Below are 20,515 nucleotides of genomic sequence, written 5' to 3'. Positions count from 1 at the left end.
ACTCTCACTCCGTGACGGGCACGACGGACAGCCTGGGCACCGGCCGGGTCTCCGGCAGCAGCGCGAAGCACCCGAGGCTCAGCAGCGCGATCCCCGTCAGATAGGCGGCCACACCCCACGGCACGCGCTCCCCGCTCGCCACCGCCGTCGCCACGACCGGCGTGAGCGCGCCCCCGAGGACACCGCCGAGGTTGTATCCGACGGCCGCGCCCGTGCAGCGCACCCGCGGCTCGTACAACTCCGGCAGATAGGCGGCGATCACCGCGAACATGGTGATGAAGGCGATGAGCGCCACCAGGAATCCGAAGAACATCAGCAGGGGCTCGCCGGTCGACAGGAGTCCGATCATCGGGAACATCCACAGCGCGGCGCCCGCGCAGCCCGCCAGGCACAGCGGCCGCCGTCCGTAGCGATCTCCCAGCAGGGCCACCAGAGGCGTCAGCGACCCCTTCACCACCACCGCGGCCATGATGCAGGTCAGCATGACGGTGCGGCTCACGCCGAGCCGCTCGACTCCGTAGGCGAGCGCCCAGGTCGTCACCGCGTAGAAGACGGCGTATCCGACGGCGAGGCCGCCGGCCGTCAGCAGGACCAGTCGCCAGTGGTCGCGCACCACCTCGGCGATCGGCACGCGCGCGTGATCCCCCACTTCGAGGAACCGCGGGCTCTCCTCGAGCGAACTGCGCAGCCACAGCCCCGCCGCCGCGAGCACCCCCGCCGCCCAGAACGGCACCCGCCAGCCCCACTGGGCGAACTGCGCGTCGGACAGTGTCGACGACAGCGCCAGCATCACGCCGTTGGCCAGCACGAACCCGAGGGACGGACCGATCTGGGGGAAACTCGACCACAGCCCGCGCCGCCCGGCGGGCGCGTGCTCGGCCGTCAGCAGCACAGCCCCGCCCCACTCGCCGCCGAGTCCGAGCCCCTGGAGAAAACGCAGCACCAGCAGCAGCACGGGTGCCGCGGCACCGATGCGGTCGTAGGTGGGAACACAGCCGACGGCGACGGTCGCCGCGCCGGTCAGCAGCAGCGAGGCCAGCAGAACCGGCCGCCGTCCGCGCCGGTCCCCGATGTGCCCGAACATCACCGAGCCCAGCGGACGGGCGACGAACCCGACGCCGAACGTCCCGAAGGCCGCCAGCGTGCCGGCCAGCGGTGAGAACGTCGGGAAGAACAGCGGTCCGAGAACCAGCGCCGCCGCGGTTCCGTAGACGAAGAAGTCGTAGAACTCGATGGCCGTCCCGGTGAGCGAGGCGGCCGCGAGCCGGAGCATGGAAGGCGCCCTTACGGTGCGTACGTCGTGCATGCCGGATCAACTACCCACAGTGATCGGTGGTTACGGGGGCGCACGGGAGCGCGGCGTGCGTCAGTAGGTGACGGTGATGCGCCGGGCCGGGCCCTCGACCCGGACCGTGCCTCCATAAGGGATGACGATCTGCGGATCGGTGTGGCCGAGGTCCACATCGAAGACGACCACCATGTCCGGTGCATATGTGTCGATGGCCCGGAGGACCGCTTCACGCTGGTCCCGCGCGTAACGGACCCTGGCCGCCGGCTCCAGGGGCCGAGCGAACGACCACGCCTTCGGACGGCCCATGAGGAGTGCCGGAAAGCGCCGCAGAAGACCACGCTCGCCCATGTTCCGCAGGATCCGGAAGACGTCGTCGGCTCCGGGCATCTCCTCCGAGGTCTCCAGGAACAGCACGTGACCCTCGTACACGGAAGGATCGCGGGCGATCTCGCGGTCGGCCATCAGCAGCCACGAGAGGATCTCGATGTTGCCGCCCCAGGAGCGGCCCTCGACCACCCGGTCCGGGCGGATCCAGGTCCACCCCGCGCCCGGCTCGGTCGGCGGCTCGGTGAGGAAGCTCTCCGGCTTCTCCCAGGGCACGTCGACCTCGCGGAAACGGCCGGCGGGACGCAGCTCGTAGGGCCCGGACGTGAACAGCGCGGCCCGCAGCGACTCCGCTGTCAGCGGGTCCATGGCACCAGGCCGGCCGAGCTCGCACATCACCGTTCCGCCGTGATAGCCGACGATTCCGACGTTCCACAGATGGACGAGGAAGTTCGTGTTGTCGCTGTATCCGAAGAACGGCTTCGGATGTGCCCGGATCAACTCGCGGTCCAGCAGCGGCAGCACGGTGATCTGGTCGTCGCCGCCGATGGACGCGATGACCGCCTTGACCGTCGGATCGGCGAAGGCCGCGTGGATGTCGTCGGCCCGCTCGCGCGGGGTCGACCCCATCCTCCGGGTCGCCGGGTACTCGACCGGTTCCAGACCGAACTCCTCGCGCAGCCGCTCCAGGCCCAGTTCGTACGGGAGCGGCAGGAGGCCGGGCAGACCGCTGGACGGCGAGATCACGGCGATCCGGTCGCCGGGCACGGGCTTGGGAGGGTACGCGGGCGTCGTCATGGCGCGAGCGTACGAGCCGTCACCCTTCAGGGGCATCGTGATAAACCGGGTCCGAGCAGCGGTCCTTGACGGGCCGGCAGACCCCAAGGACCGGAGGAGACGTGCCCCGCACCCTCGCCAACGCCCCGATCATGATTCTCAACGGCCCCAACCTGAACCTCCTCGGGCAGCGGCAGCCGGAGATCTACGGCTCCGACACGCTGGCGGACGTCGAGGCGCTGTGCGCCGAGGCGGCGGCCGCGCACGGCGGCACGGTGGACTTCCGGCAGTCCAACCACGAGGGCGAGCTGGTGGACTGGATCCACGAGGCCCGCCTGAACCACGCCGGGATCGTGATCAACCCGGCCGCCTACTCGCACACCTCCGTCGCCGTCCTCGACGCGCTCAACACCTGTGACGGGCTTCCGGTGGTGGAGGTCCACATCTCCAACATCCACCAGCGTGAGGAGTTCCGGCAACACTCGTACGTCTCGCTGCGTGCCGACGGGGTCATCGCGGGCTGTGGCGTACAGGGATACGCCTTCGCCGTGGAGCGGGTGGCGGCCCTCGCGGGAACGGGGCGGGCGGACACCTGAGCCCGCGGACGTCCACGGGTCACAGGCGTCCGGCTTCGACGATCCGGCTGAGGAAGCGCCGGGTGCGCTCCTGTCGCGGGTCGCCGAAGACCTGCTCGGGCGTGCCGCGCTCCAGGATCACGCCGTCCTCCAGGAAGCAGACCTGGTCCGAGACCTCGCGTGCGAAGCCCATCTCGTGCGTGGCCAGGACCATGGTCATGCCGCCCTCCTTCACATCGCGGACGACATCCAGGACCTCGCCCACGAGCTCGGGGTCGAGGGCGGCGGTGATCTCGTCGAGGAGGAGCAGCCTGGGACGCACGGCCAAGGCGCGGACGATCGCGGCCCGTTGCTGCTGTCCACCGCTCAACCGGTCCGGGTACTCGCCCGCCTTGGCGCCGAGCCCGAGCCGTTCGAGGAGCTCACGCGCGTGTGCCTCGGCGTCCGCGCGGCCCACCCCGTGCACACGGCGCGGAGCGAGGGTGATGTTCTCCAGGACGGTCATGTGCGGGAACAGGTTGTACGACTGGAAGACGACGCCGATGCGCCGGCGCACCGCGTCCTGGTCCGTCCTCGGGTCGGTGATCTCCTCACCGTCCAGCCAGATCGCTCCGTCGTCCACCTCCTCCAGGAGGTTGGCGCAGCGCAGCAGCGTGGACTTCCCGGAGCCGGATGCGCCGATCAGCGTGGTGACCGTGTGCGGGGCGACCTCCAGATCGACGTCCCGCAGGACGACCGAGTCGCCGAACGTCTTGCGGACGGACTCCATCCGAAGCAACGGACCGCCCGGTGCGGATACCTCGCTCATACGGTGCCTCCCTGGCCGCGGCGCCGGTCCATGCGGGCGGTGACCCAGTCGGTGAAGCGTGTCATCGGGATGGTCAGGGCCACGAAGAGCAGCGCCGCGACGATGTACGCCGTGTAGTTGAGGCTGCGGCCGACGATGACGTCCGCGGAACGCATCGCCTCCACCGCGCCGCCGATCGAGACGAGGCTGGTGTCCTTCTGGAGGGACACCATGTCGTTCAGGAGCGGCGGGACCTGACGGCGGACGGCCTGGGGCAGCACCACATGGCGAAGGGTCTGCCGCGCGGTGAGGCCCAGCGAGCGTGCCGCGGCCCGTTGCGAGGGGTGCACGGACTCGATGCCGGCGCGGACGACCTCGGCGACGTACGCCGAATACGTCAGCACCAGGCCCGTGCCGCCGAGAAGGACAGGGTCGGTGGTGACGCCCTGCAACCGGAGCGCGGGAACGCCGAACACGACGATCGAGAGACAGATGATCAGCGGCAGACCGCGGAAGAAGTCGGTGTACGCGGTGGCGAGGGCGCGAACCGGCCAGTACACCGGACCGCGCAGCGTGCGCGCCACGGCGATCAGGGTGCCCAGCAGGAGCACCACGACGCCGCACACCGCGAACAGTCGGAGGTTGAGCCAGAGCCCGTCGAGGACCTTGGGAAGCGCCTCACGCGCGAACGACGCGTCGAAGAACGTCTCCTTTGTTCGCGGCCAGCCCGGCGCGTCGACCACGACGAGGTAGAGCACGACGGCCGCGACGAGGGTGGAAAGCGCGGCGACGGCCGCCGAACGGCGGGCCCGCCCGCGTTTGTGGCGTTCGCGCTCGATCCTCCGCTGCGACGGGACGTACACCTCGCCCCGCCCGGGCGCCACTTCACCGGGCAGGCCCCCTTCGGGTGTGTCCCCTCGGGACACCTCCGCTTCGAGCACGCCGCCACCGGGCGCACCCCCTGGGGACGCCTCTCCTTCGGAGGCGTCCTCTCCCGACGGCCCGTTCGTCGCGGTCACTTGAGCACCGGCGCGTCCACTGCCTCGGACAGCCACTGCGTCTCGATCTTCGCGAGTGTGCCGTCCGCGCGGAGGGCGTCCACGGCCTTCGTCACGCAGGAGGTCAGCGCGCTGCCCTTGTCGAGGACGAGCCCGAACTGCTCCGGCGCGCTGCCCCTGTTCTCGAACTGCCCGACGATCCTGGCGTCGGTGACCTCGGCGGCCGTGATGTAGAAGGCGGTCGGCAGATCGGTGACGATGGCGTCGACCTGGCCGTTCTTCAGGGCGGACTTCGCCTGGTCGTTCTTCGCGTACGCGGCCGCCTGCCGGGTCGGCTTCACCACGTCGTCGATGTAGTCCAGGCTGGTGGTGCCGACCTGCGCGCCCAGCTTCAGGTTCTTGAGGTCCGCGAGACTCGTCGCCTTGGCGGCCTTGGAGTTCTTGAGCGCGATGACCGCCTGGCGCACGTCGTAGTAGCCGGAGGAGAAGTCCACGGCCCTTTTGCGTTCGGTGCTGATCGACACCTGGTTGATGTCGAAGTCGAAGGTCTTCGCCCCGGGGGCGAAGGCCTTGTTGAAGGGCACGCTCTGCCAGACGACATTGCCGTCGGCGTAGCCGAGCCGGCGCGCCACGGCGTACGTCACCGCCGACTCGAAGCCCTTTCCGTTGCCGGGCTTGTCGTCCTTGAACCATGGTTCGTACGCCGGCTCGTCGGTGGCGACGGTGAGCTTGCCGGAGGTCCGGGTGCCAAGCGAGCCCCTGGCGCACTTCTCGGCGGCGCTCGCGGACGCTTTGCCGGACGTCTTGCTCTCCGGCTGCGGGGCACAGCCCACGGCGAGGGCGAGCAGGGCGACGGCGCAGGCGGACACGGCGGGGCGCAGGGCGCGTTGGGGTCGGTACATGGCGGGAGAGTGGCAGCGAAGCGGCCGTTTGTCCACGTCACAGCGGTAATTGTCCGCATGGTGGGAACGTGTGTTGCAGTCGCGTGAACACCCGCGCCGCGGCCGTCTCGCGCGCCCGCCGTGGACACCGGTCACGGGCACGGCATTTCGAGGACGTCCCTTTCCGCAGCCTCGTGCCGACAGGTTCGCGGCGCCCGGGCAGAGCAGCGGGGCCGCCCCTGTTCAGGACGGCCCCGCGCAGATCAGCCGATCACCAGCCCCGGGCTCGCCACTCCGGCAGGTGCGGGCGCTCGGCGCCCAGGGTCGTGTCGTCGCCGTGGCCGGGGTAGACCCACGTCTCGTCCGGCAGGACGTCGAAGATCCTCGTCTCGACGTCGTGCAGGAGACGGGCGAACGCCTCCGGGTCCTTGCGTGTGTTGCCCACGCCGCCCGGGAAGAGGCAGTCGCCGGTGAACACGTGGGGATGACCGTGCGGGTCGTCGTAGACGAGGGCGATCGAGCCCGGTGTGTGCCCGACCAGGTGGCGCGCGGTGAGTTCGACGTTCCCCACCCGAACCGTGTCACCGTCCTGGAGGGGGACGTCGGTGGGCACCGGGATGCCGTCGGCGTCGTCCCGGCCCGCGTAGGTGCGCGCGCCCGTGGCGGCCACGACCTCGGCGAGCGCCTGCCAGTGGTCGCCGTGCTGATGGGTGGTCACGACGGACGCGATGCCGTCGTCACCGATCAGGGTGAGCAGTGTCGAGGCCTCGTTCGCCGCGTCGATCAGGAGTTGCTCGTCGGTGGCCCGGCAGCGCAGCAGATACGCGTTGTTGTCCATGGGGCCGACCGCGACCTTGGAGATCATCAGGTCCTGCAGCTCGTGCACGTCGGCCGGGCCGCCGACCGTCACCGCTCCGCTGTACGTCATGGCGGCAGCCTATAGCGCGGGCAGGGCCGGAAGCGGGCCGCCGCGAACCGTCAGACCGGTGCCGTCGCGGCGGCCGCAGAGCCAGCCGAGGAGATCGGCGGGCGGGCCCTGGACCTCGACCGGTCCGCCCCCGGCGCCACCGCCCGTGGTCCGCACCCGGCCGTCGCCCGCGTCCAGCGTGGTGGAGGGCACGTCCTTGTGGCCGGCGAACCGCTCCGCGAGGAAGTCGATCTCCCGGGCCACGAACTCCTCCGGCACATCCTCCAGCTCGTACCCGATCCCCAGATCGACATGGTGCAGGTCGACCTCGACCCAGCGTCGGAACGGCACCCGGGCCGCGGAGTCGGTGACCCCGTTGCGCAGCGCCACCGTGCGGGACCAGTCCGCGGGAGCGGCCCCGGTGTCCGCGAAGCGGGCCGCGCTCTCCCGCAGGTCCGCCAGCTGCGCTTCCAGGGCGCGCGGCGCGTCCCGCTCGATGTCGGAGTCCCGGGTGCTCGCGGAGGCGTACATGGGGCGTCCCTCCAGAACGTTCACCAGAGCGTCCGCGTTGCGGGACAGGTGGGCGAGCACATGCCCGCGGCTCCAGCCGGGAAGCCGTGACGGCTCGGTCACGGCGGCGTTGTCCAGTCCGGCGGCTGCGGTGAGCAGTCGTTCCGTCGCGTCACGTACAGATGCCAGGTCGCGCGCATGATCCATCATGTGGCCGACCCTAGCCTCGCCACACGTTCGGGTGAAGCTGGTCGGCCGCCCGCCTAAATCGAATGCACGTGCTATAAGCTCGCCGGTGGCGTCGGGCATGCTGGATGGTCCGGGATTGTTGTGAACCAGCGAAAGCAACCGGCGTTGTCAGTGGCTCGCCCTAGTCTGAGAAGACGGGGCCCGCGGCCCCTGTCACTTCTCTGAAGAAAGGTGCGGACCGGCGTGGCCGACCGTCTCATCGTCCGTGGAGCGCGCGAGCACAACCTGAAGAATGTCTCGCTCGACCTTCCGCGCGACTCGCTCATCGTCTTCACGGGCCTGTCGGGGTCGGGCAAGTCCTCCCTCGCCTTCGACACGATCTTCGCCGAGGGGCAGCGGCGCTACGTGGAGTCCCTGTCCTCGTACGCCCGGCAGTTCCTCGGCCAGATGGACAAGCCGGACGTGGACTTCATCGAGGGTCTCTCCCCGGCCGTCTCCATCGACCAGAAGTCGACCTCGCGCAACCCGCGCTCGACGGTCGGCACGATCACCGAGGTCTACGACTACCTGCGGCTGCTCTTCGCGCGCATCGGCAAGCCGCACTGTCCCGAATGTCGCCGTCCCATCACCCGCCAGTCGCCGCAGGCCATCGTCGACAAGGTCCTGGAACTCCCGGAGGGGAGCCGCTTCCAGGTCCTGTCGCCGCTGGTGCGCGAGCGCAAGGGAGAGTTCGTCGACCTCTTCGCCGATCTCCAGACCAAGGGCTACAGCCGTGCCCGGGTCGACGGCGAGACCATCCAGCTCAGCGAGCCGCCGACGCTGAAGAAGCAGGAGAAGCACACCATCGAGGTGGTCATCGACCGTCTCACGGTGAAGGACTCCGCAAAGCGCCGTCTCACCGACTCCGTGGAGACCGCGCTCGGCCTGGCCGGCGGCATGGTCGTGCTCGACTTCGTCGACCTCCCCGAGGACGACCCCGAGCGCGAGCGCATGTACTCCGAGCACCTGTACTGCCCGTACGACGACCTCTCCTTCGAGGAGCTGGAGCCCCGCTCCTTCTCCTTCAACTCGCCGTTCGGCGCCTGCCCCGAGTGCACCGGCATCGGCACCCGCATGGAGGTCGACCCCGAGCTGATCGTCCCGGACGAGGACAAGTCCCTCGACGAGGGTGCCATCCACGCCTGGTCGCACGGGCACACCAAGGACTACTTCGGCCGCCTGATCGGCGCCCTCGCGGACGCGCTGGGCTTCCGGACGGACATCCCCTTCGCCGGGCTGCCCCAGCGTGCCAAGAAGGCCCTGCTCTACGGCCACAAGACGCAGATCGAGGTCCGCTACCGCAACCGGTACGGACGCGAGCGCGTGTACACCACGCCCTTCGAAGGGGCCGTTCCCTTCGTCAAGCGGCGCCACAGCGAGTCCGAGAGCGACGCCAGCCGCGAGCGCTTCGAGGGCTACATGCGCGAGGTGCCCTGCCCCACCTGTCAGGGCACGCGCCTCAAGCCGCTCGTCCTCGCGGTCACGGTCATGGAGAAGTCGATCGCCGAGGTCGCGGCCATGTCCATCAGCGACTGCGCGGACTTCCTCGGGAGGCTGAAGCTCAACGCGCGCGACAAGAAGATCGCCGAGCGCGTCCTGAAGGAGGTCAACGAACGGCTGCGCTTCCTGGTCGACGTCGGCCTCGACTATCTGTCGCTGAACCGCGCGGCCGGCACCCTCTCCGGCGGCGAGGCCCAGCGCATCCGCCTGGCCACCCAGATCGGCTCCGGACTCGTCGGGGTTCTGTACGTCCTCGACGAGCCGTCCATCGGCCTGCACCAGCGGGACAACCACCGGCTGATCGAGACCCTCGTCCGCCTGCGCGACATGGGCAACACGCTCATCGTCGTCGAGCACGACGAGGACACCATCAAGGTCGCCGACTGGGTCGTCGACATCGGCCCCGGCGCGGGCGAGCACGGCGGCAAGGTCGTGCACAGCGGCCCCTTGAAGGAGCTGCTGGCCAACCCCGAGTCGGTGACGGGGCAGTACCTGTCCCGGAAGAGGGAGATCCCGACGCCGGACGTCCGGCGTCCGGCCGACCCGAGCCGCAGGCTCACCGTGCACGGCGCCCGCGAGAACAACCTCCGGGATATCGACGTGTCCTTCCCGCTGGGCGTCCTCACGGCCGTCACCGGCGTATCGGGTTCGGGCAAGTCGACGCTGGTCAACGACATCCTGTACACGCACCTGGCCCGCGAACTGAACGGCGCGAGGAACGTGCCGGGGCGCCACACGCGTGTGGACGGCGACGACCTGGTCGACAAGGTCGTGCACGTCGACCAGTCGCCCATCGGCCGTACGCCCCGCTCCAACCCGGCGACGTACACCGGAGTCTTCGACCACGTCCGCAGGCTGTTCGCCGAGACCACCGAGGCGAAGGTGCGGGGCTATCTGCCCGGCCGCTTCTCCTTCAACGTCAAGGGCGGCCGCTGCGAGAACTGCTCCGGCGACGGCACCATCAAGATCGAGATGAACTTCCTGCCGGACGTGTACGTCCCCTGCGAGGTCTGCCACGGGGCGCGCTACAACCGGGAGACCCTGGAGGTCCACTACAAGGGCAAGTCCATCTCCGAGGTCCTGGACATGCCGATCGAGGAGGCGCTCGACTTCTTCGAGGCGGTGCCGGCGATCGCCCGTCACCTCAGGACGCTCAACGACGTCGGCCTCGGCTACGTCAGGCTCGGCCAGTCCGCGCCGACGCTCTCCGGCGGTGAGGCGCAGCGCGTCAAGCTCGCCAGCGAGCTCCAGAAGCGCTCCACCGGCCGCACCGTGTACGTGCTCGACGAGCCGACCACCGGTCTGCACTTCGAGGACATCAGCAAGCTCATCACGGTGCTGTCCGGCCTGGTCGACAAGGGCAACACGGTCATCGTCATCGAGCACAACCTCGATGTCGTCAAGACCGCGGACTGGGTCATCGACATGGGCCCCGAGGGCGGCAACGGCGGCGGTCTCGTGATCGCCGAGGGCACGCCCGAGGAGGTCGCCGGGGTTCCGGCCAGCCACACCGGAAAGTTCCTTCGCGAGATCCTGGGCGCGGACCGGATCAGTGACGCCGCTCCCGTGAAGGCCCCGCGCAAGACGGCCGCCAAGAAGACGGTCGCCGCCGGGACGACGACCAGGAAGACGGCCACGAAGACCGTCGGCGGCACGGCCGCCAAGAAGACGGTCGCGAAGAAGGCGGTCGCCACGAAGTCGGCAACCAAGAAGGCGGCCCCCGCGAAGACCACGCGGGCCCGGAAGGCCTGAACAGACAGGGCAGGCATGCCGGACCACGTGTGCCTGCCTCACCTGTCCGACCACGCCTGTCCTGCCTCGACGGGCGGCGCCCCGCGGGAACTCCCTGCGGGGCGCCGCCCGTTGAAGGGTCGAATGCCAGGACCGCCGCGTTCCGGGAACCGAAGGCGTCTGTGCGGCGCCCCTACAGGTCGCCGAGTTCGCGGGCGTACGGCGGTTCGGCTCCGGCGCGGGAGCAGGTGACCGCCGCCGCCCGGGCCGCGAAGCCCAGAAGCTCGGTCCAGCCCCGGGTGCCCAACTCGGCCAACGCGGTCGGGGACAGGGCGTCTTGCACGGCCAGGCCGTGCAGCAGTGCCGCGTTCACGGTGTCACCGGCCCCGATGGTGTCCACCACGTCCACCGGTTCGCCGGGCACGGAATACACCGAGCCGTCCCGGGTGAACGCGGTGAGACCGTCGCCGCCCTGGGTGATCACCACCGCAGAGGGACCGGCGGCCAGCCACTCGAGCGGGGTGCCCCCGAGCCACCGGGCGTCCTCCTCGGACAGCTTGAGCAGGGACACCGACGGCAGCCAGCTCTTGAACCGGGCACGGTAGGCGTCCGGGTCGGGGATCAGACCGGCGCGGATGTTCGGGTCGAGCGCCGTGAAGACACCCCGCGCGGCGGCGGCCCGCATCAGCTCCTCGTACGCGCTCGCGCCCGGTTCCAGGACGAGCGAACAGGTGCCGAAGGACACCGCCCGCGTCCCGTCGGGGAGCCGGCCTGGGGCGGTGAAGAGACGGTCCGCGGTGCCCTCGACGTAGAAGGAGTACGCGGCCGAGCCGTCCGTCCCGATCGTGGCGACGGCCAGGGTCGTCGGTTCGCCGCCACGCTGGACGGACGACACGTCGACGCCGGCGTCCACCAGCCCGTCGAGAAGAGCCTCGCCGAACGCGTCTCGGGAGACGCGGGAGCAGAAGGCGGTGGACGAGCCGAGGCGGCCGAGCGCCACCGCCGTGTTGTAGGGGCCACCGCCCCGGCGAGGCAGCAGTCCCGCCAGGGCGCCGGAGTCCTGCGGCACCAGATCGATCAGGGCCTCACCGGCGACGACGATCACGACTCGGGTCCTTTCCTCGGTATCTCGGTCACGGGGCCTTCGCCGTGCACGGCGTCCGCGGGGCAGCCGCACGAGGTGCGATGGACGAAGGCGGAGGGAAGCCGGACGGTGCGGCTCTCCCGGTGCGGGGACGCCAGCCGTTCCAGCAGCAGCCGGACGGCCGTGGCGCCGATCTCCTTGCTCGGCTGGGCGATCACGGTGAGCCGCGGTGTGAACAGATCCGCCCAGGAGAAGTCGTCGAAGCAGCACAGCGCCAGGTCGTCGGGCACGGACAGGCCCCGATCACGCAGGGCCCGCAGCGCGCCGACGGTCATGGCGTTGTTGGCGGTGACGAGCGCGCTCGGCGGTGCCCCCAGGGACAGCAGCCGGTGGGTGGCCTCCTCGGCCGTCCCTGCCCGGGAGTCGCCGTGCGCCACGAGCCGTTCGTCGTAGGGGAGTCCGGCGTGCGCGAGGCCGTGCCGGTAGCCGGTGATCCGCTCCGCCGTGGTGCTCAGTCCGGGCAGGCCCGCGACCAGTCCGATACGCCGGTGCCCTCGCTCGGCGAGGTGAGTCACCAGGCTCGCCATCGGGGCGGTGTTCTCGGCGCACACCTGGTCGTGGCGGAAGCCGCTGCCGGCGGGTGCGTCAATGAGCCGGTCCAGGAAGACGGTGGGCACGTCGTGCTGCCCGAGGTAACTCAGGAGGGCGTCCGGAGCCGGCGACGGCGCGATGATCATTCCGTCCACGCGGCGCTCGTGCAGCAGCTGGACGACCTTTCGCTCGTGCCCGGGATCGTCGTGCGGATCCGCGATGAGCAGGCCGTAGCCCTGCTCCAGGGCAGCGGCCTCCACGCCCTGGAGGATCTCCGTGAAGTAGGGGTTGTCGATCGCCGACACCGCGAGCCCGATGGACCGCGTGCGGGAGGTGACGAGCGAGCGGGCGAGGGTGTTGGGCGTGTAGCCCAGCTCGTCGATCGCGTCGCGAACGGCTTGGCGGGTCACGGGCAGCACCGGGCGGGTGCCGTTGAGGACGTGCGAGACGGTCGCGATGGACACACCCGCCCGCCGGGCCACATCGGCCATCGTCACCATGGCGCTCCCTCCTCGGGACATGTCGCTCGCGGTGAGCGTATCTCGTCCGACGGTTACGCAAACGCTTACGCATACGTTTGCGCAAGCGTTTACGTCCAGGGTCGAGCCGACCCGCCCCGTAACGGACGGAACGATCTGTGCCGGTATCGTCGGTGCACGGCACCCCCGCCGTGTTCAGCCCACTCGCTGCCGGCGGAGTGTCCGTCCGCGCCCTCGACCAGTGGAGATGCCATGTCCGGCCGTCCGTCCGCGAGCCGTCGTACCGTCATGCGGGGAGCGGCGATCACCCCGGTCGCCGGGCTCGGCCTGGCCGCCTGCTCCGCAGGCGGCAGCGGCGGCGGGACCCCCGCGACGCCGACCGCTCCCGTCGTCCTCGGCGCGGGCAGCGAGATCTCCAAGGGCGGTGCCCAGCTCTACCAGGACCAGAACGTCGTGGTCAGCCGCGCCGAGGACGGTTCACTCAAGGCGTTCAGCTCGATCTGCACCCACGCCGGGTGCGCCATCAACAAGCTCCAGGGCACGACCCTCGTGTGCCCGTGTCACGGCAGCGAGTTCGACGCCGGGACCGGCAAAGTGCTGCGCGCGCCGGCCACCGTGCCGCTCCACGGACTGCCGGTCCAGGAGAAGAACGGGAAGATCGTCGCGGGGCCGGGCGCCTGAGCCCGGTGTGGTCCCCGGTCCGGACCGGGGACCACACCCGAGCGGAAGGTCACTCCCAGTCCCAGCCGATCCCGACGATCCCCGATCGCACGCGCGGCTCGACCAGGTGCACCGAGCGGTGCCGGCCGCTCAGCGCCAGCTCCTGCCGGCCGCTGCGCGGCGCGGCGGCCGAGTGCTGGGTGAAGCGGTGACACCGTACGGGCAGCGCGCTCTCGGTGAAGTGCACCTGGAGCGCGTACTGTCCGCCGGCGAAGCCGAACCCGCGGACGTACTCGCTGGACGTCCCGGCCGTGCCGTCCTCGAAGCCGTACCGGAAGAGGAACGTCTCGCCTGCCCGCAGCCGGGTGTCGAAGAGGAGTTCGGCGACGAGGACACCGGTGTCGCGGTGCCAGCGCACCCGGCCCGTACGGCAGTTCTCCAGCGCCCGGACCGTCGTCCGCTCCGGCGCGCATCCGGGGTCCCCGTGATGGATGGCCACATAGCGGTCCACACCGTCCCTGTGGGCGCGCACTATGTGGTGCGACTCGCGGCCCAGCAGTTCGCGACGATCGCCTATATGTACGCGTTCATGATGGCCGAGCGTGTGCAGACCGCCGTCGAGAGGGGACTCCAGTTCGGCGAGCAGCCGTTCCAGGACGCCGGAGGCCTCCATGAGGGCACGGTAGGAACGCCCCGTGGGACGTTCCGGGTCCGAGCGCTCCTCGGCCTCGGCCAGCAGCCTGATCAGGGACTCGTCGGGCAGCTGGAGTATCTCCTCCAGGGCGCGGACGGCCCGCAGGGACTCGGGGCGCTGGGGACGGCGGGCACCCTGCTGCCAGTAACTCAGGCTCGTCACACCGACTTTGACGCCGTATCGGGAGAGATGGTGCTGGACGCGCTGGAGCGGCAGCCCGCGGGCGTTGATCGCTGCGCGCAGTGCGACATGGAAGGGGCCGCCCCGCAGGGCCGTTTCCAGTTCCGCCGGTGCGACGTCCGCGTGCTGTGTGCCGGTCCGCATGCAGGGGCCTTTCTGTGGATGTTCACCACGGCTGGTCAGGCCGTGGGAGAGCGGTTCATCGGCGCAGCCCGGTGGGCGCGCGGGGGCTGTACACGCGCGGGTTTCGCCGTTCACGCCCCGAGTTCCCCCGCATTGAAGCGTGTTGACCAAGTCCCGACAACACCTGATGCTCAACATGGCTCACCGCAGCCCCCCGGACGCGCTCCGTCCCTCCTCGACCCCCACTCGGGAGCAAACACGATGCGCCGCACTCGACGACTTGTCGCTCTCGCCGCTGTACTGGCCGCCCTGGGTACAGCCCCGGCGACGGCGGCCGCCGGGCACCCGGCGGGCCACCCGGGGACGGCCGCCCGCGCGGGCGGACTCCCCGGATCGCCCTCCGCGCCGTCCGGCACGGCGGTCCGGCACGACGCGTCCCGGGTGGCCGGATCCGGTGCTTCCCGCGTGACGCGGGCAGGACACGGGAACGATCACGTACAGGATCAGGACGGAGTGCGAGGTGGCGAGGGGGCCGGCCGGGTCAGGACCCGCGGTGCCGACCCGGCGGACCCCTTCGTGGTGGTGGCGTCCGCGGCGGCCGGCGCGGGAGCCCTCGTCGCGCTCGTCCTGAGCGTCGCGCGGGCCCTGCGCAGGCGCCGCGGCTGACACCGCGAGGTTTTCCACAGGCGGGCCGGGAGCCGGCCGCGCTGTCGGCCCGCGCCAGTAGGGTGTGTGACATGGCCGACCCCTCCAGCTACCGCCCCAAGCCGGGCCAGATCCCGGACACCCCGGGGGTGTACAAATTCCGTGACGAGCACCGCCGGGTGATCTACGTCGGGAAGGCGAAAAGCCTGCGTCAGCGCCTGGCGAGCTACTTCCAGGACCTGACGAATCTCCACCCGCGCACCCGCACGATGGTCACCACGGCCGCGTCGGTGGAGTGGACGGTCGTGTCCACCGAGGTCGAGGCCCTTCAGCTGGAGTACACCTGGATCAAGGAGTACGACCCCCGGTTCAACGTCAAGTACCGCGACGACAAGAGCTACCCCCATCTCGCCGTGACGATGAACGAGGAGTTCCCGCGCGTCCAGGTGATGCGCGGCGCCAAGAAGAAGGGCGTGCGCTACTTCGGTCCCTACGGGCACGCGTGGGCCATCCGCGACACCGTCGACCTGCTGCTGCGCGTCTTCCCGGTCCGCACCTGCTCCGCCGGAGTCTTCAAGAACGCCTCCCGCACCGGCCGGCCCTGCCTCCTCGGCTACATCGGCAAGTGTTCCGCCCCCTGCGTCGGACGGGTCTCGCCCGAGGAGCACCGCGAGCTGGCCGAGGAGTTCTGCGACTTCATGGCGGGCCGAACGGGGACGTACATCCGACGCCAGGAACAGCAGATGACGGAAGCCGCCGAGGAGATGGAGTACGAGCGGGCGGCCCGGCTGCGCGACGACATCGAGGCCCTGAAGAAGGCCATGGAGAAGAGCGCGGTCGTCCTCGCGGACGCGACCGACGCCGACCTCATGGCCGTCGCCGAGGACGAGCTGGAAGCCGCGGTGCAGATCTTCCACGTACGCGGCGGACGGGTGCGCGGCCAGCGCGGCTGGGTCACGGACAAGGTGGAGGCGGTCACCACGGGTGACCTCGTCGAGCACGCGCTCCAGCAGCTCTACGGAGAGGAGACGGGCGACTCCGTCCCCAAGGAGGTGCTCGTCCCGGCGCTGCCCGAACCGGTGGAACCCGTTCAGGAGTGGCTCACCGCCCGCCGCGGATCGAACGTGTCGCTCCGCATACCGCAGCGCGGCGACAAGAAGGCGCTCATGGAGACCGTGCAGCGCAACGCGCTCCAGGCGCTCGCCCTGCACAAGACCAGGCGCGCCTCCGACCTGACCACGCGCTCGCGCGCGCTGGAGGAGATCTCCGAGGCGCTCGGTCTGGACAGCGCGCCGCTGCGGATCGAGTGCTACGACATCTCGCACCTCCAGGGCGACGACGTGGTGGCCTCGATGGTCGTCTTCGAGGACGGCCTCCAGCGCAAGAGCGAGTACCGGCGCTTCCAGATCAAGGGCTTCGCCGGGCAGGACGACGTCCGCTCCATGCACGAGGTGATCACCCGCCGCTTCCGGCGCTACCTCGTGGAGAAGGAGCGGACGGGGGAGTGGACGGACGGCGAGGACGCCGCCCGGGGCACCCCGGAGACCCTTGCTCCCGCCGACTCCGGCCCCGCGCTCGCCGGGACGGACTCCGGCGCCGCGCTGACCGGGACCGATTCCGGGACCTCGCCGGCCGGGACCGATTCCGGCGCCCCGTTCGTCGGAACCGACTCCGGCGCCTCGCCCATGAGAATCGCGGACTCCGGTGCCTCGCTCACGGGGATCGCGGGTTCCGGCCTTTCGCTCACCGGGGCCGGCGAGACCGAGACCGACGGCTCCGAGACCGACGGCTCCGGGATGGACGGTTCCGGGATGGACGGTTCCGCCACCGGGACTCCCCTCTCCGTGAGCGCGTTCTCCGAGGACGACGGCCGGCCCAAGCGCTTCGCCTACCCCCCGCAGCTCGTCGTCGTCGACGGTGGCCGACCTCAGGTCGCCGCCGCTCGGAGGGCCCTCGACGAGCTCGGCATCGACGACATCGCCGTATGCGGACTTGCCAAGCGCCTGGAGGAGGTGTGGCTGCCCGGCGAGGACGACCCCGTGGTCCTGCCGCGCAGCAGCGAGGGCCTGTATCTGCTCCAGCGGGTCCGGGACGAGGCCCACCGCTTCGCGATCACCTACCAGCGCGCCAAGCGGGCCAAGCGCTTCAGATCGGGCCCTCTGGACGACGTGCCGGGCCTGGGCGAGTCCCGCAAGCAGGCGCTGATCAAACACTTCGGTTCCGTGAAGAAGCTCCGGTCCGCGACGATCGACCAGATCTGCGAGGTCCCCGGCGTAGGACGCAAGACGGCGGAGACCATCGCCGTGGCCCTCGCCCGGGCGGCCCCGGCGGCACCCGCCGTGAACACGGCCACTGGAGAGATCATGGAAGACGACGAAGACGTGGCGCCTGGGACGACGGCGGGCCCCGCGGAGGAGCCCGTGACCGCGGGCGCCTCGGACGAGCGACGGGGGCAGGAGACATGACCGAGAACGAAGCGCGCGAAGAGGAACGCCCGGCGCAGGGCCAGGAAACGCAGAGTGAAGCAGGCGAAGATCACGCGGATCGTGAAGCGCCACGGGAAGACGGAGCACAGGTGGGTACGGGCATCGAGACGGCCGGGACGGCAGTCCCGGACGCCGTCATCCCCGAGTTGGTGATCATCTCCGGCATGTCCGGAGCCGGCCGGTCCACGGCCGCCAAGTGTCTGGAGGACCTCGGCTGGTTCGTCGTCGACAACCTGCCGCCCGCCCTCATCCCCACCATGGTGGAGCTCGGTGCCCGCTCCCAGGGCAACGTGGCACGGATCGCGGTCGTCGTCGACGTACGCGGCCGGCGGTTCTTCGACAACCTCCGCGAGTCCCTCGCCGACCTGGAGTCCCGCAACGTCACCCGGCGGATCGTCTTCCTGGAGTCCTCAGACGAGGCCCTGGTGCGCCGGTTCGAGGGGGTGCGCAGACCGCACCCCCTCCAGGGCGACGGCCGCATCGTGGACGGGATCGACGCCGAGCGCGAGCTGCTGCGCGAGCTGCGCGGCGACGCCGACCTCGTCATCGACACCTCCAGCCTGAACGTGCACGAGCTGCGCGCCAAGATGGACGCCCAGTTCGCGGGCGACGAGGAGCCCGAGCTGCGGGCCACCGTCATGTCCTTCGGCTTCAAGTACGGCCTGCCGGTCGACGCCGACCTGGTCGTGGACATGCGCTTCCTGCCCAACCCGCACTGGGTCCCGGAGCTGCGCCCCTTCACCGGCCTGAACGAAGAGGTCTCGGCGTACGTCTTCAACCAGCCCGGGGCCAAGGAGTTCCTCGACCGCTACTCCGAGCTGCTCCAGCTCATCGCCGCCGGATACCGGCGCGAGGGCAAGCGCTATGTGACCATCGCCGTCGGCTGCACCGGCGGCAAGCACCGCTCGGTGGCGACCGCCGAGAAGCTCGCCGCCCGCCTCGCCTCCCAGGGCGTGGAGACCGTGCTCGTGCACCGGGACATGGGGCGCGAGTGACCGGACGTACCACCCTGCGGCTGAGCCGGCTGCGCCGGGAGATCCCCGGGGTCCGAGCCACCCAGCCGGTCGCGCGGCGCGGCGCCAGGCCGCGCCGCCGCGGTGCGCAGCCCAAGGTCGTCGCCCTCGGCGGCGGCATGGGGCTGTCCGCCTCGCTCGCGGCGTTGCGCCGGATCACCGGCGACCTCACCGCCGTCGTCACCGTGGCCGACGACGGCGGCTCCAGCGGGCGCCTGCGCGACGAGCTGGGAGTCCTGCCGCCCGGCGACCTGCGCAAGGCGCTGGCGGCGCTGTGCGGCGACGACGACTGGGGCCAGACCTGGGCCCGCGTCATCCAGTACCGCTTCCAGTCCAAGGGCGACCTGCACGAACACGCGGTCGGCAATCTGCTCATCGTGGCCCTGTGGGAGCAGCTCGGCGACCATGTCCAGGCACTCGACCTGGTCGGCAAGCTGCTCGGAGCGCACGGCCGGGTGCTGCCCATGTCCGCCGTGCCTCTGGAGCTCCAGGCCCTGGTCAAGGGACACGACCCCGACCGGCCCGACGAGATCGGCACCGTCCGGGGCCAGGCGAACGTGGCGCTCACCCCCGGCGAGGTCCAGTCCGTGCACGTCGTACCGCACGATCCGCCGGCCGTGCCCGAGGCCGTGGCCGCGGTCCTCGACGCGGACTGGGTGGTTCTCGGCCCCGGATCCTGGTTCTCGTCGGTCATTCCGCATCTTCTGGTGCCCGAACTGCTGGACGCCCTCAGCCAGACCAGGGCGCGCCGGGTACTCTCCCTGAACCTCGCACCGCAGCCCGGAGAAACCGAAGGCTTCTCCCCGCAGCGTCATTTGGAGGTTTTGGGACGACACGCCCCTAAACTCGCCCTGGACGTGGTGCTGGCCGACGAGGCTGCCGTGCCCGACCGCGAGTCTCTCGCCGACGCCGCCAAGCGGTTCGGTGCCGCGGTCGAGCTGGCGCCCGTGGCCAGGACCGACGGATCTCCGCGGCACGATCCGGAGCTGTTGGCCGCCGCGTACGACCGTATTTTTCGGATGCATGGAAGGATCGGCCCATGGCGATGACGGCAGCGGTGAAGGACGAGATCTCCCGGCTCCCCGTCACCCGGACCTGCTGCAGGAAGGCGGAGGTCTCAGCCATCCTGCGGTTCGCCGGCGGCCTCCACCTGGTGAGCGGCCGGATCGTGATCGAGGCGGAGCTGGACACCGCGATGGCGGCGCGCCGCCTGAAGCGGGACATTCTGGAGATCTTCGGCCACAGTTCCGAACTGATCGTGATGGCACCCGGCGGACTGCGCCGCGGTTCGCGTTATGTGGTGCGGGTCGTCGCGGGCGGTGACCAGCTGGCCCGCCAGACGGGGCTCGTGGACGGGCGGGGACGCCCGATCCGCGGACTGCCGCCGCAGGTGGTCTCGGGGGCCACCTGCGACGCCGAGGCGGCTTGGCGCGGGGCCTTCCTGGCCCACGGCTCGCTCACCGAGCCCGGCCGCTCCTCCTCCCTGGAGGTGACCTGCCCGGGTCCGGAGGCCGCGCTCGCGCTGGTCGGTGCCGCCCGCCGGCTGTCGATCGCGGCGAAGGCCCGCGAGGTGCGCGGTGTGGACCGGGTGGTCGTCCGTGACGGCGACGCGATCGGAGCGCTGCTGACCCGCCTCGGCGCGCACGAGTCGGTGCTGGCCTGGGAGGAGCGGCGGATGCGCCGCGAGGTCCGTGCCACGGCGAACCGGCTCGCCAACTTCGACGACGCCAACCTGCGCCGCTCGGCGCGCGCCGCCGTCGCCGCCGGAGCCCGTGTCCAGCGTGCCCTGGAGATCCTCGCGGACGAGGTGCCGGAGCATCTCGCCGCCGCCGGACGGCTGCGCATGGAGCACAAGCAGGCATCCCTGGAGGAGCTGGGCGCGCTGGCCGACCCGCCGCTGACCAAGGACGCCGTCGCGGGCCGTATCCGCCGGCTGCTGGCGATGGCCGACAAGCGGGCGCAGGACCTCGGGATCCCCAGCACGGAGTCGAGTCTGTCCGAGGAGATGGCGGACAACCTCGCGGGCTGACCGGGACCCGCGGGGCAATGTG

At 70.8% G+C, this 20,515-nt stretch carries 18 protein-coding genes; 8 read left to right on the top strand and 10 right to left on the bottom strand.

Annotated elements, in window-relative coordinates:
* Window positions 1–4 precede the first annotated feature (4 nt).
* Together ABZV42_RS11520 and ABZV42_RS11515 are read right to left on the bottom strand one after the other, a co-directional pair.
* Window positions 5–1,273 (bottom strand): MFS transporter, encoded by a 1,269-nt coding sequence (locus tag ABZV42_RS11520; protein ID WP_355983727.1) that lies wholly within the window; start codon window positions 1,271–1,273, stop codon window positions 5–7.
* Window positions 1,274–1,366: 93 nt separating this feature from the next.
* Entirely contained in the window at window positions 1,367–2,413 is a 1,047-nt protein-coding gene (locus tag ABZV42_RS11515) for a S66 peptidase family protein (protein WP_356051739.1), read from the bottom strand.
* Window positions 2,414–2,514: 101 nt separating this feature from the next.
* On the opposite strand from ABZV42_RS11515, the gene aroQ reads away from it, so the two are divergent.
* Complete coding sequence (gene aroQ / locus ABZV42_RS11510) at window positions 2,515–2,988, top strand: type II 3-dehydroquinate dehydratase (RefSeq protein ID WP_355983725.1); 474 nt, start codon at window positions 2,515–2,517, stop codon at window positions 2,986–2,988.
* Between the two features lie 19 nt (window positions 2,989–3,007).
* Here aroQ and ABZV42_RS11505 read toward each other — a convergent pair whose 3' ends face one another.
* The 5 genes from ABZV42_RS11505 to ABZV42_RS11485 form a co-directional block, all read right to left on the bottom strand.
* Entirely contained in the window at window positions 3,008–3,775 is a 768-nt protein-coding gene (locus tag ABZV42_RS11505; RefSeq protein WP_356051737.1) for an amino acid ABC transporter ATP-binding protein, read from the bottom strand.
* Window positions 3,772–4,650 carry an amino acid ABC transporter permease gene (locus ABZV42_RS11500; RefSeq protein ID WP_355983809.1) on the bottom strand — a complete coding sequence of 293 codons (879 nt, stop codon included), beginning with the start codon at window positions 4,648–4,650 and terminating at the stop codon, window positions 3,772–3,774. Before ABZV42_RS11500 ends, ABZV42_RS11505 begins: the two co-directional genes overlap by 4 nt.
* Window positions 4,651–4,769: 119 nt before the next feature.
* Window positions 4,770–5,654, bottom strand: a complete 885-nt coding sequence (locus tag ABZV42_RS11495; protein WP_356051734.1) for an ABC transporter substrate-binding protein — start codon at window positions 5,652–5,654, stop codon at window positions 4,770–4,772.
* Window positions 5,655–5,904: 250 nt separating this feature from the next.
* Window positions 5,905–6,561 (bottom strand): MBL fold metallo-hydrolase, encoded by a 657-nt coding sequence (locus ABZV42_RS11490; RefSeq protein WP_355983722.1) that lies wholly within the window; start codon window positions 6,559–6,561, stop codon window positions 5,905–5,907.
* Between the two features lie 9 nt (window positions 6,562–6,570).
* Window positions 6,571–7,260 carry a maleylpyruvate isomerase family mycothiol-dependent enzyme gene (locus ABZV42_RS11485; RefSeq protein ID WP_355983721.1) on the bottom strand — a complete coding sequence of 230 codons (690 nt, stop codon included), beginning with the start codon at window positions 7,258–7,260 and terminating at the stop codon, window positions 6,571–6,573.
* A gap of 222 nt (window positions 7,261–7,482) precedes the next feature.
* On the opposite strand from ABZV42_RS11485, the gene uvrA reads away from it, so the two are divergent.
* Window positions 7,483–10,530, top strand: a complete 3,048-nt coding sequence (gene uvrA / locus ABZV42_RS11480; protein ID WP_355983720.1) for an excinuclease ABC subunit UvrA — start codon at window positions 7,483–7,485, stop codon at window positions 10,528–10,530.
* Window positions 10,531–10,702: 172 nt separating this feature from the next.
* Here the strand turns inward: uvrA and ABZV42_RS11475 are convergent, their stop codons facing one another.
* Together ABZV42_RS11475 and ABZV42_RS11470 are read right to left on the bottom strand one after the other, a co-directional pair.
* Window positions 10,703–11,614, bottom strand: a complete 912-nt coding sequence (locus ABZV42_RS11475) for a carbohydrate kinase (RefSeq protein WP_355983719.1) — start codon at window positions 11,612–11,614, stop codon at window positions 10,703–10,705.
* Window positions 11,611–12,684, bottom strand: a complete 1,074-nt coding sequence (locus ABZV42_RS11470; RefSeq protein WP_355983718.1) for a LacI family DNA-binding transcriptional regulator — start codon at window positions 12,682–12,684, stop codon at window positions 11,611–11,613. The genes ABZV42_RS11475 and ABZV42_RS11470 overlap by 4 nt, the downstream gene beginning before the upstream one ends.
* A gap of 231 nt (window positions 12,685–12,915) precedes the next feature.
* Here ABZV42_RS11470 and ABZV42_RS11465 point away from each other — a divergent pair, with 231 nt between their 5' ends.
* Window positions 12,916–13,344 (top strand): Rieske (2Fe-2S) protein, encoded by a 429-nt coding sequence (locus ABZV42_RS11465; protein ID WP_356051732.1) that lies wholly within the window; start codon window positions 12,916–12,918, stop codon window positions 13,342–13,344.
* A 49-nt stretch (window positions 13,345–13,393) separates the two neighbouring features.
* Here ABZV42_RS11465 and ABZV42_RS11460 read toward each other — a convergent pair whose 3' ends face one another.
* Window positions 13,394–14,341: a hypothetical protein gene (locus tag ABZV42_RS11460; protein WP_355983716.1), complete on the bottom strand. Its 948-nt coding sequence runs from the start codon at window positions 14,339–14,341 to the stop codon at window positions 13,394–13,396.
* A 240-nt stretch (window positions 14,342–14,581) separates the two neighbouring features.
* Between ABZV42_RS11460 and ABZV42_RS11455 the strand changes: the two genes are divergently transcribed.
* The 5 genes from ABZV42_RS11455 to whiA all read left to right on the top strand — a co-directional run bounded on the left by ABZV42_RS11455 (window position 14,582) and on the right by whiA (window position 20,493).
* On the top strand, window positions 14,582–14,986 hold the full coding sequence (locus ABZV42_RS11455) for a hypothetical protein (RefSeq protein WP_355983715.1): 405 nt from the start codon (window positions 14,582–14,584) through the stop codon (window positions 14,984–14,986).
* Window positions 14,987–15,057: 71 nt separating this feature from the next.
* The gene (gene uvrC / locus ABZV42_RS11450; RefSeq protein ID WP_356051730.1) at window positions 15,058–17,430 is read left to right on the top strand and encodes an excinuclease ABC subunit UvrC; all 2,373 of its coding nucleotides are present in this window, start codon (window positions 15,058–15,060) and stop codon (window positions 17,428–17,430) included.
* Window positions 17,427–18,446: an RNase adapter RapZ gene (gene rapZ / locus ABZV42_RS11445; RefSeq protein ID WP_355983713.1), complete on the top strand. Its 1,020-nt coding sequence runs from the start codon at window positions 17,427–17,429 to the stop codon at window positions 18,444–18,446. Before uvrC ends, rapZ begins: the two co-directional genes overlap by 4 nt.
* Window positions 18,443–19,513 carry a uridine diphosphate-N-acetylglucosamine-binding protein YvcK gene (yvcK, locus tag ABZV42_RS11440; RefSeq protein WP_356051728.1) on the top strand — a complete coding sequence of 357 codons (1,071 nt, stop codon included), beginning with the start codon at window positions 18,443–18,445 and terminating at the stop codon, window positions 19,511–19,513. The genes rapZ and yvcK overlap by 4 nt, the downstream gene beginning before the upstream one ends.
* Window positions 19,504–20,493, top strand: a complete 990-nt coding sequence (gene whiA, locus ABZV42_RS11435; RefSeq protein ID WP_355983711.1) for a DNA-binding protein WhiA — start codon at window positions 19,504–19,506, stop codon at window positions 20,491–20,493. Before yvcK ends, whiA begins: the two co-directional genes overlap by 10 nt.
* The last annotated feature ends 22 nt before the right edge of the window (window positions 20,494–20,515 follow it).

This window comes from Streptomyces sp. NPDC005281, from assembly GCF_040607495.1.
Taxonomy (GTDB): domain Bacteria; phylum Actinomycetota; class Actinomycetes; order Streptomycetales; family Streptomycetaceae; genus Streptomyces.
The sequence above is the reverse complement of the archived record's forward strand: the minus strand, read 5'-3'. Positions and strand labels throughout refer to the sequence as shown.

Coding starts and splice junctions, on each gene's coding strand:
- ABZV42_RS11470 (WP_355983718.1), bottom strand. CDS start 12,684: ATGGTGACGATGGCCGATGTGGCCCGGCGGGCGGGTGTGTCCATCGCG.
- ABZV42_RS11515 (WP_356051739.1), bottom strand. CDS start 2,413: ATGACGACGCCCGCGTACCCTCCCAAGCCCGTGCCCGGCGACCGGATC.
- whiA (WP_355983711.1), top strand. CDS start 19,504: ATGGCGATGACGGCAGCGGTGAAGGACGAGATCTCCCGGCTCCCCGTC.
- ABZV42_RS11505 (WP_356051737.1), bottom strand. CDS start 3,775: ATGAGCGAGGTATCCGCACCGGGCGGTCCGTTGCTTCGGATGGAGTCC.
- ABZV42_RS11465 (WP_356051732.1), top strand. CDS start 12,916: ATGTCCGGCCGTCCGTCCGCGAGCCGTCGTACCGTCATGCGGGGAGCG.
- ABZV42_RS11490 (WP_355983722.1), bottom strand. CDS start 6,561: ATGACGTACAGCGGAGCGGTGACGGTCGGCGGCCCGGCCGACGTGCAC.
- ABZV42_RS11455 (WP_355983715.1), top strand. CDS start 14,582: ATGCGCCGCACTCGACGACTTGTCGCTCTCGCCGCTGTACTGGCCGCC.
- uvrC (WP_356051730.1), top strand. CDS start 15,058: ATGGCCGACCCCTCCAGCTACCGCCCCAAGCCGGGCCAGATCCCGGAC.
- ABZV42_RS11520 (WP_355983727.1), bottom strand. CDS start 1,273: ATGCTCCGGCTCGCGGCCGCCTCGCTCACCGGGACGGCCATCGAGTTC.
- ABZV42_RS11460 (WP_355983716.1), bottom strand. CDS start 14,341: ATGCGGACCGGCACACAGCACGCGGACGTCGCACCGGCGGAACTGGAA.
- ABZV42_RS11485 (WP_355983721.1), bottom strand. CDS start 7,260: ATGATGGATCATGCGCGCGACCTGGCATCTGTACGTGACGCGACGGAA.
- ABZV42_RS11495 (WP_356051734.1), bottom strand. CDS start 5,654: ATGTACCGACCCCAACGCGCCCTGCGCCCCGCCGTGTCCGCCTGCGCC.
- rapZ (WP_355983713.1), top strand. CDS start 17,427: ATGACCGAGAACGAAGCGCGCGAAGAGGAACGCCCGGCGCAGGGCCAG.